This window comes from Bacillus sp. TL12, from assembly GCF_022625245.1.
Taxonomy (GTDB): Bacteria; Bacillota; Bacilli; order Bacillales; family Bacillaceae_G; genus Bacillus_A.
In genome coordinates this window covers 1-16,392 of the sequence record NZ_JAJJBY010000006.1, presented here as the reverse complement: position 1 = coordinate 16,392, position 16,392 = coordinate 1, and the positions used below count along the sequence as shown (strand labels likewise).

Here is a 16,392-nt window from a genome sequence, read left to right as displayed (position 1 = left end):
AATGAACATATTCATTCGAGTAGATGCTTCTATAGAAATTGGAACAGGTCATGTTATGCGATGTTTAACCTTAGCAAAGGAATTAAAAAATCTAGGACATCAGGTAGCTTTTATATCTAGGGAATTAAATGGCCATATGTGTAACTTTATAAAATCTAAAGGATACACAATATATATGTTACCGAAAATGAAACTAGTGAATAATAATTGTAATACCGCTCATGCTCACTGGCTTCAAACTAGTTGGGAAATAGACGCACAACAAACAATAAATATTATAAGTCAGAACATTTCTCCTGTGGATTGGCTTATTGTAGACCATTACGCTTTAGATAAAAAATGGGAAGAAAAATTGAAGGAATTCACCCAATATATAATGGTTATAGATGATTTAGCAGATAGATTACATATGTGTGATATACTGCTCGATCAAAATTATTATACAAATATAGACCAAAGATATACAAAATTACTCCCTAAAAATTGTATAAAATTATTAGGTCCCAAATATGCACTGCTAAGGACAGAATTTTTAAAGGAACGGAAAATTGTAAGAAAAAGAACTGGTAATCTTAAAACAGTACTCATATTTTTTGGTGGAAGCGATCCCACTAATGAAACATCCAAAGTAATCAAAGCTCTAGAAGCACTAGACTGTACACAGCTTCTTATTCATGTAGTTGCCGGTCAAGCAAATCCTCAAAAAGACTTCATCCAAAATTTATGCAAAAAACATTCAAGTATGACCTTCCATTATAATGTTGATTATATGTCCCGATTAATGAATGAAGCAGATCTGGCAATATGTGCTGGAGGTTCGACAACTTGGGAAAGATATTGTTTAGGGTTACCTGCACTATTAATCTCAGTGGCATATAATCAAATTGAAATATGTAAAGCAGTAGGAAATTTAGGTATTGATTTTTATATCGGAAACTCAGAAAAAATCTACGCGAAAGATATTTGTAATGCTATTGAGATTGTTAAAAGTGGAAACTTTGATTTAGAGGTCTCTTCTAAAAAGGCATTAGAAATTGTAGATGGTTTTGGGAAAACACGTGTAGTATCGGAGATTTTACAATATTAAATGTTAAGGAAGATATTATGAACATTCTATTATTAGGATCTAAATGTAATAACTTGTACAGTTTTCTTAAATCATATGGAGATAGTGTTATTTTCTATGAAAATAGAATAGACATTCACTCACCTATTCTTACTAATATTGATTTTATTGTCAGCTATGGATATAGATATATAATTCCTCCTTCGATTATAGAGAAATTTAATAACAAGATTATTAACTTGCATATATCTTATCTTCCCTGGAATAAGGGTGCTGATCCCAATTTATGGAGTTTTCTTGAAGATACACCTAAAGGGATTACAATTCATTATGTAAATAATGGCTTAGATACAGGAGATATTATCGCTCAATTGAAAGTTCCTTACAAGGAAAGTGATACATTAAAAACCTCTTATGATAGACTATGCAAAGGAATAGAACGACTTTTTATTGAGAATTGGGAGTTAATTCGTTCTGGAAAAGTTACGAGGAAACCACAACCTCCTGGCGGCAGTTATCATAGATTAAAAGATAAAGAAAAGTATTTGAATTTACTTACTGATGGATGGGATACGTCAGTGAAAGATATAATAGGTAAAGCAAAAATGAGCGGTTAGAAAGGAGAAGATCGAATGAAAGATGTTGAGATTAATGGAAGAAAAATAGGTCGTAATCAACAACCATTTATCATTGCCGAAATGTCTGGAAACCATAATCAGTCATTGAAACGTGCATTACAAATCGTTGAAGCTGCAGCAAAAGCTGGAGCACATGCTCTAAAAATTCAAACTTATACAGCTGATACTATGACACTCGATATAGATAATAAAGATTTTAAAATAGAAGATGCAGACAGCTTATGGAAAGGAAACACGCTTTATAAACTATATCAGCAAGCTTACACACCTTGGGAATGGCATAAACCGATTTTTAATAAATGTAAAGAACTAGGTATAACTCCATTTAGCACCCCATTTGATGAAACAGCAGTTGATTTTCTAGAATCTCTCAATGTCCATTGTTATAAAATTGCTTCTTTTGAAAATACTGATATCCCTCTAATCTGCAAAGCTGCCTCTACTGGCAAACCGCTTATTATCTCCACCGGTATGGCTACAATTTCAGAATTAGATGAGACTGTCAAGGCTGCCAGATCAGCAGGCTGTAAAGACCTTATTTTGCTGAAATGTACAAGTACTTATCCTGCTTCCCCGGAAAACACTAATATTTATACAATTCCTCATATGAGGGAATTATTCCAATGTGAAGTAGGTTTATCAGATCATACATTAGGAGTAGGTACTGCAGTCGCAAGTATTGCACTGGGAGCGACTGTAATTGAAAAACATTTCACTTTATCTAGAGCTGATGGAGGGGTTGACTCCGCGTTTTCAATGGAAGCAGATGAACTAACCTCTCTTGTTATGGAAACAGAACGAGCATGGCAGTCACTAGGGAAGGTTTATTATGGACCGACTGAGATGGAAAAAAACTCATTAAAGTTTCGTCGTTCTCTATATGTTGCACAAGATATGAAAGCTGGAGATGTTTTAACAACAGAGAATATAAAAGCTATTCGACCTGGGTATGGTTTGGCACCAAAATACCTTCCTATTTTGCTAGGAAAGAAAGTGAAAAAAGATGTTGCTAAAGGAACTCCTGTAAGTTGGGATTTCATTTAATAAAAAAATTTTCTCTACAAATAAATTTTTCACATGAATCTTTTCCTATTGGGGGCTATTGTCATGTTTTGTCAAATAGCCCTCCTTTCATTTTATATGATTGAAAAAGTCTCTAAAAAACTCTTTATCTGCACTGTTCTACAAATCTTTAAGGGTCACAATTACCATTTTAACCCTTCCCTTCTTTTCATCGATAAAAAATTAGAAAGTCTCTTTATTTTGACAAGCTACCGATAAATTACGCGCTTTTTCTAAAATTTCACCACGATTTGTTGAAAGTTTTTGTAATAATTGCAAAATCCTCTGGCTACTCACTTCTTTCAGAATCCATCCCCCTTTATATTTTCTTATTTGCTCCGCTGGGGCTCCCATATCAAATGCAATAACCGGATACCCTGAAAACATAGCCTCATTGGTTGTATAAGAAAATGTCTCTGGACATATAGAAGAAGTTATAACGATAGCTATTTTATGTGTTGCTAAAATATTAGAAATTTCCTTATTATCATATGGTCCTGTTACAGCAAAATGTCCGCTTGGGCTGACAAATCTTCTTTTATGCCTGTCTGTTAACCCAATTACCTTTATACAAAAAGGTCGCTTCCTTCTTTCAATCTCCATTTTAAGTTTATATAAAATGTGCGATCCTTTATTTTTATGTATATTTCCTACGAAGGCGACATTAAGCTTTTTTTCACTTGCAAATTCAGGAGCATATGTATAGTGGATATTAGGAGATAAAGAATGTTCCTGTACATCTATATCAATGCTAGGGAAATGTTTTTTTACAATTTCTTTTGTACTGTTGCTTGGAGCGATTACCCTCTGAGCATTTGATAAAAAAGATTCAAAATTTTTTCTCCAAGTTTGAATATCTGTTTCCCTTCCCCCACTCAAACACGCCGTACATATATTCACATCTGTTTCATTATTGCAGTAAGGACCATTCCTTTTAATCAAATTAACGAGAGGGCATATGCAAAAAAAATCATGTATAAAATAAATATAATCAACTCCAGAATGTTGAACGAATTTTATAAACTCAAATATAGGGAATTTAATGAGATGGTTTATATAAATTAATTCAATATCCATTGACTTGAGTAGTGATTGGAAGCTATTTACATCATAATTATGAAACTGGAACTCATCGTACAGAGGGGTTTCCTGATTCATATCTTCTATACAAAAAATTCCAGTTCTGAACGTCATCTTATAGATTCTATACTTATGTTTATTCTCCTCAATATACGTATTTTGATAGTATTCTACTCCCCCGCCTATAGGATTCATCACAAATAAAATGCCTTTCTTTTTTGAAACACCGGTTCTCTCTAACAACACTCTCCCTCCTTCATTTAAATCTTCTAATGTACCATTCCAACTCATTTTCTTCCATAATTTATAAATATATATTTTCGTAAACAAAAATATTACACCATTTATTTTCACATGAAATAATAAGGCGAAATTGTGCTCCCCTCATCAAGAAAACACTACCATAAGACAGATAGCTACTAATGTTTTTTTACTTTACCCAAACATTTTATATCCCTCTACATATATTAAATATATCTTTATTTAGAAAATATGTATTCAAATAACAAATTTAAGGTTAGGTGAAAAATATGGCAAATTGCGAAGGTATAGCTTGTTTTATATTTGATAGTTGGCCACTAGGAACTATTGTTACAATAACAACCCGATCTGGACAAATTATTGGACCTGCTTCTCTTCTTGCATTTCATTCCAATCTGTGCCTAGTTATATTAGCAGAAGAAAGTTCAATAACACCACCATCTACTAATATTATATTCATAAGTTGTGAAGATATAGAAAGTGTTACTGTCTCTGCTTAACTTTATGAACTGTACAAATTACTTTGTAATTTCAGTGAAAAGAAATAATTACAAAACGTTCTAAAAATAAGTCCAATCTAAAAAAACATTTTTTCTAACTCTAGCAGGTTTGATTTTTACAATTAAATGATTGTTACACCAGGCATAGCATGTTTTTAGACAACAACTGGTATGTAAAAGTTTTTTCCTAATAAAGCTGAAATTCCCTTCTTTTTTCTAACAAATGACACTTGTAAAAAAGAACCTTTATGTATTGTTGAGTATTTCCTTGTACCATTTATAACTTTGCATTCCATTAGTTCTTGCAATTTCCCCTCAATGCTAGCTCGAAGCATAATAGAAAAAATAAGAACTGGAATTCATCTTTAATTAAACGATTCAAAAAAACGCTATTCTTTTTGCAAAAAGAATAGCGTTTGTTCTTTATATTATATAGATACAAACTTATCTTAGCTTAAAGAACATGTTTGGTGTTTTTGTGCCGGAAAAAACATCACACCTAATTTTAACACCTGTCCTACAGCTTAATAAAACTCTCCATTATCCTAAAATATGATACCCAGAATCCACATGAATGTTCTCACCAGTAACACCACTTGCTAAGTCACTGAATAAGAATAACGCTGTGTTACCAACTTCTTCTTGTGTTACGTTACGACGAAGTGGTGCGCGTTCTTCGATTTGTTTTAAGATGCTGTTAAAGTCGCCAACACCTTTAGCTGATAGCGTACGGATTGGTCCTGCTGATACAGAGTTTACGCGAATGTTGTGTTGTCCTAAGTCGTTTGCTAAGTATCTTACGCTTGCATCTAATGATGCTTTTGCAACACCCATTACGTTGTAGTTTGATACTACGCGCTCTCCCCCAAGGTATGTTAATGTAACGATGCTACCACCTTCTGTCATTAATGGCTTCGCAGCTCTTGCTACAGCTGTTAATGAGAATGAGCTAATGTTTTGTGCTAGTAAGAATCCGTCACGAGATGTATCAACGAATTCACCTTTTAAGTCATCACGGTTTGCGAATGCGATGCAGTGTGCTAATCCGTGAACAACTCCAACTTCTTCTTTAATCGATTGGAAGCAACGCGCGATATCTTCATCGTTTGTTACGTCACATGGTAAAACAAGTGATTGTTGTCCTTCTAATGATTCTGCTAGGTCACGTACGTTTTTTTCTAGACGCTCACCTGCATATGTGAAAATTAAGTTTGCTCCTGCCTCATGTAATGAACGAGCGATACCCCAAGCGATGCTTCGTTGGTTCGCAACTCCCATTACGATAATGTTTTTTCCTTTTAAGTTGAGAAGATTCATTTGTTTATCCCCCTAAATTTATTAAATAACATCAGTTATTAGTACCTGGTAATATATTTATATCATATCACAAATTCGAAAGAAGGCAAAATAAAATTATTATTATGACTGGTTCTTTAATTCTCTTTTTTCCTTTCACTTTCCTGCTACTCCGAAAGCTCAATCTGTATTTCCTCTATTTAAACGTACTTGCTGGATAAATCATAGCTATGAAGAATAAAAGGGAGCCACTCTCACTCCCTCCGACTAAAAAAGGCACTGACCGCTTCTACGCACGGACGGATCCTCTCTCCCACCCCAAAAGAGTAGTTTTTTATTTTGTACTTATGTAAAATCACAGTTTCATCACCAATCATACTTTTCGGGTTTCACACATCAAAATTACTTCTATGAAAACGCAAAGTGATCTACTCTCACTTCCTCTCTTTGTTTAAACTTGGCATGGGGCTAAAAAAGGCACTGACCACTTCTACATACGGACGGATCCTCTCTCCCACCTAAAAAAGAAAGGTTTTTGGTTTTATTTATATTGATAGAATCTAACATCTCACAACCAAAATCAAAACAACATATTTGCAAACTACTCAAAATCCGCTAATATGGTAATAGCGTCTTTTTTTCATTTCACAAAGAGTAATAGAAAGGACTACGTACGGTGAAAGACAAGAATTCCCAATATCGAATAGATTATATATTGATCCTGATTGTACTCGCAATTGCAATTGTTAGTTGTTTTGCTATTGCAAGTGCTCAACCATCTTTACCACCAGCTCTGCAAAAAGTAAACTTTGTAGCAAAACAAATCCAATGGTATGTCATTGGGTCCATCGCAGTTGTTGCGATTATGGTTATTGATTTTGACCGATATAAGCAAATTGCTTGGTATTTATATGGATTTGCGATGGTTTTACTTCTTGGACTTGAATTTAAAGTTCCTGGGGCTGTAACAATTAAAGGTGCTACTGCTTGGTATAGTGTGCCAGGCCTTGGTAACTTCCAGCCTTCCGAGATTATGAAATTATTTTTAATCATTGTTATTGGCCGCATTATCGTCAATCATAATGAAAAATATCCGTTTCGCTCTCCACGCGAGGATGTAATTTTACTCGGGAAAATATTCGGCGCAAGTTTACCACCGCTACTTTTAATTGCGAAAGAACCTGATTTAGGAAATACAATGGTTATTTCAGCAATGATTGCAGCAATGATTTTAGTTTCAGGTGTACGCTGGCGCTTTATTTTCGGTTTAGCTGGTATGGTTATAGCCGCTGCTTCTACGCTAACGTATATTTATTTTGAGCATACAGCATTCTTTAAAGAGCATATTCTAAAAGAGTATCAATTAGATCGTTTCTACGGCTGGCTAGCACCTTATGAATACGAAACGCAAGGATATCAGTTGAGGCAATCTGTGTTAGCAACTGGATCAGGTGAATTGCGTGGTAAGGGGTGGGAAAATGGTCAAGTATACTTCCCAGAACCGCATACCGATTTTATTTTTACAAACATTGCCGAGCAATTCGGATTTTTAGGAGCAAGTGTTGTTATTTCCCTGTTCTTCCTTCTTATTTACCGAATGATTCATATCGCTTTGGAAAGTAATGATCCATTCGGTAGCTATTTATGTGCAGGAACGATCGGAATGTTTACGTTCCAAGTATTCCAAAATATCGGGATGACAATTGGATTGCTTCCGATTACAGGGATTACGCTTCCTCTTATGAGTTATGGAGGTAGCTCCTTACTAACATATATGATTGCGATTGGCTTCATACTGAACGTACGATCACGAACAAAAACATTTATGTTTGATTAAACCATATCTAGTAGATATGGTTTTTTCTATATCCATTTTAGACATACTAAGAAAAAACTCGAGATGGAGGTTACAAAATGAAATACGACATTATCGGGGACATACACGGCTGTTTAGAAGAGTTTCAAGCGTTAACAACGCAACTCGGTTATAACTGGGAAAGTGGGCTTCCAGTTCATCCTGGGGGACGACAGCTTGCTTTCGTCGGCGACATTACAGATCGTGGCCCGGCATCCCTTCGAATGATTGAAATTGTGTGGGATCTTGTTATAGATAAAAAGGTCGCTTATTACGCTCCGGGAAATCATTGTAATAAGTTGTATCGTTTTTTCATCGGACGTAATGTAACAATTGCACATGGATTAGAAACGACTGTCGCTGAGTACGAAGCTCTAAAAACTCGTGAACAAAAGATCGTGCAGAAAAAGTTTATTGATCTTTACGAACAGTCACCACTCTATCATGTTCTTGATAACAAAAAATTGATCGTTTGCCACGCTGGTATTCGCCAAGATTATATCGGAAGAACAGATAAGAAGGTCCAAACTTTCGTATTATATGGTGACATTACTGGCGAAAAGCATCCTGATGGTTCTCCTGTTCGCCGTGACTGGGCGAAGCATTATGAAGGAGAAGCGTGGATTGTATACGGGCACACGCCTGTGGCAGAACCTCGTTTTGTCAATCATACGGTGAATATCGATACAGGAGCTGTATTTGGCGGAAAGTTAACAGCGCTTCGATATCCAGAGATGGAAACTGTTTCAGTTCCTTCTTCAATGCCGTTTATGCCTGAGAAATTTCGTGCGATTACATAAGAAATAAAGCTCCTTTCATGGACAAGGTCTTTTTTCAACGCGGAACCCCAGATAAAATCCACGTGTATTCGATTTATATAAAAACGCCCTGTCAAGACCACTTTCTTTTAAATAGACTGTAATATTAGAGGTAAAAAAGGGTGGGAGAGTGAAGAGTGATAAGTTTACGTGATATACAATTTATTAATATATGGCTATCACAAATGAAGCATTATCGGGGTAGAGATAAAAAACAGAAGGCTGAAAAAGCTCAAAACATCTTAAAATTAAAATACAAAATGATTGGATATGGGGAAAATAGGATTGTCTATGATCTTAACAATAAATATGTATTAAAGATAGCCATTACTAGATGGGGACTTAGAAGCAATAAAACCGAATTTGAAATATATAAAAACTGTCCTCCTGAGTTACGAGAACACCTTTGTCCTGTAAAAAAGTTTGGATTCGGTTGGATTATTATGAAAAAATTCTCACTTAAAGTTCCTGAAAATGAAATATATAATGAAAAGTTATCCCAATTAAAAAACAGATTTCTAAAGACCGGAATCATACCTGAAGATATATATTGGTATAACGAGCCGAATATGAATAATATGATGCTATCCGAAAAAGATAAAATCATTATCATTGATTATGGAGATTTTAAACGGACCTCATCTATATAAGTTGAACTAAATATTTTCCCATAACCCCATCGCAGCACAAAGTCATACAGAATACATTGCCCTACAAAGGCAATTTGAATGATGATTTAGCAACTGAATAAGAAGGTGTAAGAATTGAATTCAACTTATATAGATGCAGAGTGCCGAAAAAAGTGAAGGAAACAAAAAACAACTCCAAAATCAACTTGTATTGTAGATTTTGGAGTTACTTTACGTTTACCCCGCATTAACGGGCAGTAAGACTCCCACCTCAAGATTCAGAGAAAAACGAGGAAGATAGGTGGGAATCAACTGCCCGTAAAAGCCCGATTGGTGAGGGCTAATAATCAGTGGGGGATGAAGAAAACCCTCACTGATTAAAGTTTCACTTTACTCTATGTTTGTTTCTAAAGTTACATCTGTATAGGAATTATCCTCACCTATATTTAGGATTACTTCACATTGACGTAATCTCAATTCAAAGAGCGTTATAGAATCATGATAAACTTCAGGATCTGATTTCATTTTATGTAGTGTATCTTGTTTTTCTTTTATTTCTAAATGAGTGTTTTCTACAGCTTGTTTCAACGCGCCAAACGGATTTCTAAAGAATATACTAATGTCCCGCTCTAGTGCTTTTTCAAACAGCTCAAATTGCAAGAAAAATTTGTTCACAATAGAAGCCGTTACATCGGTATAATCTTCATTTTCTAAATACTGTTTGTATTTGTTATATAGCATAGCTTTATTTTTAGGAAGAACTCCAAATAATTTACCGGCACTTTTCAGTAAAAATTGTGCTGGTGTAAATCGGCGTAAGATATTTACTTCTTCCATATGTATTCTAGTTGTCATTCTATCTGTATCTCTGCGCCAATCATCAAGCACTTTAAAGTCACATTCTAACTGTATTCGATTTTCTCCATATAAAGAATTAAGTCCTTCACTGGTTTCTTCTAAGTACGATTGACTTTGAAGGAACTCGTTATTAGAAGTTGTAATCCAATTTTGCATAGAGCGAGCAAGATTAGGTAACACAGTTTGTTCTAGATATTTTTGAACTCTTTCGTTCATCGCTGTATTTAGTTCAATATCAATGTGTCCAAAATCGCTTTCTTCACTAATTAAATCCGAACAACTCTGCAATAGTTTCGGAATATGTTCTGTAAGATCATTCGTAATTTCATTTTTCATTGTACGATATGATTCTGTAATGAAATGCATTTTTTCCTTCTCAAAAGCAGTAAGGTTATTCATACAACCATTTAATTTAACTAACATATCTTCATTCCAACTAATAGAATCCACTATGCTGTTTTCCATCTCAACGCGTTTATCCAACAGATATGTAATTGTTTTTCGAATGAAAAACAATAGCTTTTCAGTACGTTCTGCATCGATATTTTTATGGTTAAAGTTAAAATGAATAAACTCAGTTAAATCGTTTAGCTGTTGGCTATTTATATATAACGAAGAGTAAGGGAAAATTCTCGCATGCGGGAAATATGCGTTTATTCTCTCTTGCGTATCATGTATAACTCTTTTTGCTTCTGCTTCACTGTAAATGTTATCAATTTTATTTAATAAGAAATGAATTTGTAGATTTGGTGTATGTTCTTGAATACTTAATAGAATGTCACGTTCTTTGTCAGTAAAAGGTGAATCCGCATTCAATACGAATAACAATTCGTCTACAGAATTTAAATATTCGAATATCTCACCTCTAGTGTCGTTATTTCTATTAAAGCTAGGTGTAACAACGAATGTAAGTTTATTTTTACTTAAAAATCTGCATGGTAATTTAAATTCAACACATGCTCTATCTCTATATGTTTGGCGGTGCAAGGACAGCATGTTATGGAAATCAGAGAAATTCTCAGTTGTTGTAATTGCTGAATCTGTTATGGCGTTAATTTCTGTATGAGCGTCATTTTTAAAGACAACTACATTTGAGATTGAGTTTTCTAATATATTTTCTCCTAGTATAGAGTTAATAAATGAGACTTTTCCATTCCCTGAAGTTCCAGTTACTAAAAGACGATTTGTTTCTAAATCTGCAAGCTCGCCAACTAACCATTTAAATCGATGACCAATTTCTAAATCATGTTTTTGTGCCCACTGTGTAATAGATTCAAAGAGATGTAAGCTATACTCTAGGCCATCCACATGATTAACAGAATATGAAAGTAGGCTTTCCGCATGTTCTATATTTGCTGAATCTATTTGGGAAGGGAAAATCTCATCCCATGCCAATACTGCTGCAGATGGAAATACAGAATGAGACGGATTAGCTACCTTTAACCAATTTGTTAAAAAGCTTGGAATGATATCGTGTAATTGTCTTAGCATATATTGACCTTGAATTAATTCAAAGTACGTTTCTTCATATAGAGAAGAAATTTTGTCCCATATATCGGACGAATGTATTTCGATATGTAAGAAAAATTCATTTATTGTTTTAAGCCATGATAAGTAATTTTGTTCATTTTTATAACTGTTCCAAAGTGATGAAACAATTTGCGTAAACTGTACTTGATCTACATTATTTAATGTAACTAATACTTGATAAAAATAGTCTGGTGAAATATTTTTAGTAAATCCTTTATCGATATATTCTTTTAGAACCTCAAACCATAGGAAAGATTCTGTTCGAATTAATTCATTCACAGCAAGCTCTACTGCACTGTCAAAATCTTGCTGTTCTTCATAAAAGGAACGTGCAATTGTTGTGACGTTTGGATAATCGGGATTTAAAGAAACCGCTTCTTTAATAACAGCGAAAGCTGAATCAAGTTTATTTTGCTCGATGTAAAGAGACAGCAATTGCAGTACAATTTCGGTCATAAGTATTTTGTTATCAGTAGTAATCGAGGTATAAACATTTTCAGCAACTGATAATTGGTTAAGTTCGAAGTAAGCATCCGCAATATTTTTTTGTGCCCATGGTGCTAATTCATTACTGACTTTCTCCCATTTAAAAATAGCTGTTTCAAAATCTTGATGATGATAATAAAATTCACCTTGTGCAAAACGAATATAAGATCCATCGGAAATCTCATCTTTTTGTTCGTTTACATATGCTGCTCCAAGTACTTGAAGAGGTGGATGTGTTTCATTCTCCATTAAGAATGTTTCATAATATATCTTTTTTATTAATTGTTTTTCTAATCTCATTTTTTTCCCTCACTATATCTTGAAAAAAAGTACATTTTTCTCCATGTGTCAACACTTTTTTGTGTTTATGCTTTTATTTTAACAAAGAATTTCTTTTGGAAAATTTCACTTTTCTTTCATTTTTTAAGTAAGATTGAATTTTAATGAGAAAGGTATCAGTTTTTTTTCAATTTCCTTTCAGTTGTGAAACAACATTAAATGTTCCTAATAACTTAATGCAACTATAAAGTGAAACTTTAATCAGTGGGGGTTTTCTTCATCCCCCACTGATTATTAGTTGAACCAATCGGGCTTTTACGGGCAGTTGATCCCCCACCTACCTTCCTCGTTTCTCTCTGAATCTTGAGGTGGGGGTCTTACTGCCCGTTAATGCGGGATAAAAGAATTAAAGAAAAACGAAAGGGCATGGGCCCGGTACAATACCCGGATCCATGCCCTAGAAGCTGTCTAACTTTTTTGGTTTACTTCAATACTGATGAAGGCAGCTTATTTCAATACTTCTTTCATATCTTCCGGCACATCCACATGAAAAGTCATCTCTTTTTCTAAAATAGGGTGATAAAACGTTAAACTTGTACTATGAAGTGCCTGTCGCTTCATCTCGGACTTACTCCCTCCATACAAGTCATCTCCTAACAGTGGATGCCCCAAATATGCCATATGTACACGAATTTGATGTGTTCTTCCTGTGTCTAACTGCAGTGAAACTCGCGTTTTATCAGAGAATCTCTCCAGTACCTGAAAATGCGTAACTGCTTTTTGACCGTCTTCACATACAGTTCGCTCAATAATGCTGTCGCTTTTTCTTCCAATTGGTGCGTCAATCGTTCCTGAATCTTCTACCAACTGTCCATGAACGATTGCTTCATATGTTCGTTTCACTTGTTTTTGCTGATGCTGTTTTGATAAAAGATGGTGAATGAAACGATTTTTCGCAATCAGCATCAGTCCTGACGTATCACGGTCGAGCCGTGTTACAATATGTACTGTACTTGCAAGGTTTTGCTTATCATAATGATATAAAAGCGCATTCGCAACACTTCCGGCTGGATGTTCTCTAGACGGAATCGTTGACATGTATGGGGCTTTATTCATTACGAGTACAGAGTCATCTTCATATACAACTTTCAAAGGAATATCTTCAGCAAGCATTCCTTCACTTCTTTCCTCAAGTGGAAAGAAAATTTGTAATTCTTCTCCAATCTGTAATACGTGCCGCACTGTCGCATGCTTACCATCAACTTCAATGGCTCCACCTTGAAATTTTATATCTGTCAAAGCAGCTTTAGAAATTCCTTTCGTTTTCAGAAACTCCCGAATGAGCATTCCCTTCTCTGCTTCTGTCATACACCATTTTAATGTAAATCTTCTCACATGCATAAACCCTCTCTATTCATCCGCAACAAACGAATCACGAACGCGTTTCCAAAATGGGAACGGACGAAAACGAACGAATCTCACCTTCTCGTTTGCGACGCGGTATTGAATTGATTTTACGTCTTGATGAACCATCGTTAAATGATCGACCGTAATTTGTAAGTTCATTCTTTTCGTCGGCTTTATAACACATGTATGATGCTTTGGTAAAACGAGCGGTGAACCGACTGTACGGAACACGCGGTTATTAATTGAAGCCATTTCCGCAATTTGAATCGCTTCAATCGAAGGATGAATAATGGCTCCGCCTAGCGCTTTATTGTAGGCCGTACTTCCAGAAGGAGTAGAAATACAAAGACCGTCCCCGCGGAATGTTTCAAAATATTCTCCGCGAATTTCTACCTCTGTTACTAATGTTCCTTCCAAGCTTTTTACGGTCGCTTCATTCATTGCTAAATACTGTGATTCTTTACTACCATTCACATAGCGAATAATGACTTCTAAAAGTGGGTATTCCACCACTTGAAACGGCGTTTTCGCAATTGCAATCACCAGTTTTTCTACTTCTGTTGGCAACCAATCTGCATAGAAACCTAAATGTCCTGTATGCACACCAACAAACGCTGTCTCATCTAAGCGATGATAATAGCGATGAAACGCGTATAAGAGCGTCCCGTCTCCCCCAACAGAAATTACAATATCTGGTTTTGCTTCATCCATTGTAAACCCGAAATCCTGCAAGTAGTCTGTCATTGTACTTGCAAGTGCGTCTGATGATTGATCTCCCTTTGACATAATTGCAAATTTCATCGCCCAACACCCTTTAGTTTATGATTCGGATTCTTTCGCTTCTTGTTTGCGCGAAAAAATCTTTTGTGCTTCCTGAATTTCAAGACGAATCGAAGACATTTCTTCATCTAATAAAAATGCCGCTTCTGCTGCACGTTGAAGACGCACTTTAATATCTTCTGGAAAACGTCCACTATATTTGTAATTTAAAGAATGCTCAATTGTTGCCCAAAAATTCATTGCTAACGTTCGAATTTGAATTTCAACTAATACTTTCTTCTCTCCGCGGATCGTTTGAACGGGATAACTAACGACAACGTGATACGAACGATACCCACTTTCTTTCTTTTGTGTCACATAATCTCGTTCTTCCACAATTTCAAAGTCATTTCGTTTTCGAAGGTATTCAACAACAGGCTTAATCTCATCCACAAATTGACACATCATCCGAAGGCCAGCGATATCCTGCATATCTTCTTCTAGCCTGTCAAGCGGTACATTTCGTTTTTCCGCCTTATCAATAATACTTGCAACTGACTTTACCCTGCCGGTTACAAACTCGATCGGAGAGTGTTCTGTTAACATTGTAAACTGAGAACGCATTCCTTTTAACTTCACTTTTAGCTCTGCCACCGCTTGGTGGTACGGCGCTAAAAATTCTTCCCAATTCCGATTCATTTCAACCACCACCAAAGTCAATCCATTTGCTTATAGAAATACCTTTTCCACAGCAGTTACAAGTTCTTCTCCGTAATTTGCATTCCCTTCAATATTTTCAATTAAATATTCCACTTCTTCTTTCAATTGCTCTAACTCAATTTCAGTATTATTTACGCGAACGAACATTGCTTTATCACTCTTCATTGCACCATTCATTGCTTCCCAGCATGTATGCGGAATGCTTACATAAATAAAAGCTGATTCATTTTCTAAAATATATAAAAATGATAAATGATCTGAGTCTACAAGTACGTGATTACGCGCCTTTAACTCCTCCACTTGTATTTCAGTATTTTCTGCACAAAAAATAAGAGCATTTTCTCTTTCTTCTACGCTCTTAACTTGGATTTTATTTTGCATGCTCTAACTCCTCCATATCAACTTCCTGTCTTACTTCACCCTATTATTGTATCATAACATAGACGCAAACAAATAAAACATTGAACCAAATTTGTGAAAAAGCGATAATGTCTAAAGAATTACTTTAAGAAGGAGCCTATACAATGACACAAGAAATTGAAATTGAATTTAAAAATATGGTAACGCAAGAAGAATTTCAAACATTATGTGATGCGTTTTCTATCCATTCATTTGCAAAACAAGTAAATCATTATTTTGAAACACCTCATTTTTCTTTAAAAGAAGCAGGGTCTGCTCTTCGTATTCGTCATAAAGGCGGAGCTTATACTTTAACTTTAAAACAACCAGCTGAAGTTGGATTACTGGAGACTCATCAATCTGTAACAGAAGAAGAAGCACAGCAAATGATGAAAACAAATGAGCTTATTGCAGGCCCTGTGCTAGATCAATTACATAAACTCCAAATTCCTGTTTCTACTTTAGCTTATATGGGAAGCTTAACAACAGAGCGAGCAGAAACTACATTTGAAGGCGGAACGCTTGTATTTGATCATAGTTTCTATTACAATCACGATGATTATGAACTTGAATATGAAGTACAAGATGAGGAAGCTGGTAAAGCCCATTTCCTCAATTTATTAAACAAATATCATATACCTGTTCGCCATACAAAAAATAAAGTACAACGCTTTTTTCTTGCAAAACAAAACAAAGCAAGCTAAAGTGAAACTTCCATTAGCGAACGGTTTTCTCGCTAATGGTTAGTT

General features: G+C 35.1%; 15 protein-coding genes. 8 read left to right on the top strand and 7 right to left on the bottom strand.

What is annotated here, in order from left to right:
- Nucleotide 1: 1 nt before the first annotated feature.
- From pseG to pseI, 3 genes are read left to right on the top strand one after another with little or no spacing between them, the layout of a single operon-like run.
- Complete coding sequence (pseG, locus tag LOK41_RS07605) at nucleotides 2-1,087, top strand: UDP-2,4-diacetamido-2,4,6-trideoxy-beta-L-altropyranose hydrolase (RefSeq protein WP_241815936.1); 1,086 nt, start codon at nucleotides 2-4, stop codon at nucleotides 1,085-1,087.
- A gap of 17 nt (nucleotides 1,088-1,104) precedes the next feature.
- Nucleotides 1,105-1,683 (top strand): formyl transferase, encoded by a 579-nt coding sequence (locus LOK41_RS07600; RefSeq protein ID WP_241815935.1) that lies wholly within the window; start codon nucleotides 1,105-1,107, stop codon nucleotides 1,681-1,683.
- A gap of 15 nt (nucleotides 1,684-1,698) precedes the next feature.
- Nucleotides 1,699-2,748 carry a pseudaminic acid synthase gene (gene pseI, locus LOK41_RS07595; RefSeq protein WP_241815934.1) on the top strand — a complete coding sequence of 350 codons (1,050 nt, stop codon included), beginning with the start codon at nucleotides 1,699-1,701 and terminating at the stop codon, nucleotides 2,746-2,748.
- Between the two features lie 201 nt (nucleotides 2,749-2,949).
- Here the strand turns inward: pseI and LOK41_RS07590 are convergent, their stop codons facing one another.
- Entirely contained in the window at nucleotides 2,950-4,200 is a 1,251-nt protein-coding gene (locus LOK41_RS07590) for a glycosyltransferase (RefSeq protein WP_241815933.1), read from the bottom strand.
- A gap of 176 nt (nucleotides 4,201-4,376) precedes the next feature.
- On the opposite strand from LOK41_RS07590, the gene LOK41_RS29090 reads away from it, so the two are divergent.
- Nucleotides 4,377-4,607 (top strand): CGEA protein, encoded by a 231-nt coding sequence (locus LOK41_RS29090; RefSeq protein WP_347269294.1) that lies wholly within the window; start codon nucleotides 4,377-4,379, stop codon nucleotides 4,605-4,607.
- 540 nt (nucleotides 4,608-5,147) lie between these two features.
- Here LOK41_RS29090 and fabI read toward each other — a convergent pair.
- Nucleotides 5,148-5,924, bottom strand: a complete 777-nt coding sequence (gene fabI / locus LOK41_RS07585; protein WP_001050746.1) for an enoyl-ACP reductase FabI — start codon at nucleotides 5,922-5,924, stop codon at nucleotides 5,148-5,150.
- A gap of 655 nt (nucleotides 5,925-6,579) precedes the next feature.
- On the opposite strand from fabI, the gene LOK41_RS07580 reads away from it, so the two are divergent.
- The 3 genes from LOK41_RS07580 (at nucleotide 6,580) to LOK41_RS07570 (ending at nucleotide 9,226) form a co-directional block, all read left to right on the top strand.
- A complete protein-coding gene (locus LOK41_RS07580; protein WP_241815932.1) occupies nucleotides 6,580-7,740 on the top strand; it encodes an FtsW/RodA/SpoVE family cell cycle protein in 1,161 nt (386 codons plus the stop codon).
- A gap of 77 nt (nucleotides 7,741-7,817) precedes the next feature.
- Nucleotides 7,818-8,558 (top strand): bis(5'-nucleosyl)-tetraphosphatase PrpE, encoded by a 741-nt coding sequence (gene prpE, locus LOK41_RS07575; protein ID WP_241815931.1) that lies wholly within the window; start codon nucleotides 7,818-7,820, stop codon nucleotides 8,556-8,558.
- Nucleotides 8,559-8,713: 155 nt separating this feature from the next.
- Nucleotides 8,714-9,226, top strand: a complete 513-nt coding sequence (locus LOK41_RS07570) for a hypothetical protein (RefSeq protein ID WP_241815930.1) — start codon at nucleotides 8,714-8,716, stop codon at nucleotides 9,224-9,226.
- A gap of 369 nt (nucleotides 9,227-9,595) precedes the next feature.
- On the opposite strand, the gene LOK41_RS07565 is transcribed toward LOK41_RS07570, so the two are convergent.
- From LOK41_RS07565 to LOK41_RS07545, 5 genes are all read right to left on the bottom strand, one after another.
- The gene (locus LOK41_RS07565) at nucleotides 9,596-12,379 is read right to left on the bottom strand and encodes a dynamin family protein (protein WP_241815929.1); all 2,784 of its coding nucleotides are present in this window, start codon (nucleotides 12,377-12,379) and stop codon (nucleotides 9,596-9,598) included.
- 486 nt (nucleotides 12,380-12,865) lie between these two features.
- Entirely contained in the window at nucleotides 12,866-13,753 is an 888-nt protein-coding gene (locus LOK41_RS07560; RefSeq protein ID WP_241815928.1) for an RluA family pseudouridine synthase, read from the bottom strand.
- Between the two features lie 15 nt (nucleotides 13,754-13,768).
- Entirely contained in the window at nucleotides 13,769-14,566 is a 798-nt protein-coding gene (locus LOK41_RS07555) for an NAD kinase (protein ID WP_174099342.1), read from the bottom strand.
- An 18-nt stretch (nucleotides 14,567-14,584) separates the two neighbouring features.
- Nucleotides 14,585-15,223: a GTP diphosphokinase gene (gene yjbM, locus LOK41_RS07550; protein WP_174099341.1), complete on the bottom strand. Its 639-nt coding sequence runs from the start codon at nucleotides 15,221-15,223 to the stop codon at nucleotides 14,585-14,587.
- Nucleotides 15,224-15,253: 30 nt separating this feature from the next.
- Complete coding sequence (locus LOK41_RS07545) at nucleotides 15,254-15,625, bottom strand: UPF0738 family protein (RefSeq protein WP_174099340.1); 372 nt, start codon at nucleotides 15,623-15,625, stop codon at nucleotides 15,254-15,256.
- A 143-nt stretch (nucleotides 15,626-15,768) separates the two neighbouring features.
- Between LOK41_RS07545 and LOK41_RS07540 the strand changes: the two genes are divergently transcribed.
- On the top strand, nucleotides 15,769-16,347 hold the full coding sequence (locus tag LOK41_RS07540) for a CYTH domain-containing protein (protein ID WP_241815927.1): 579 nt from the start codon (nucleotides 15,769-15,771) through the stop codon (nucleotides 16,345-16,347).
- Nucleotides 16,348-16,392: the final 45 nt, after the last annotated feature.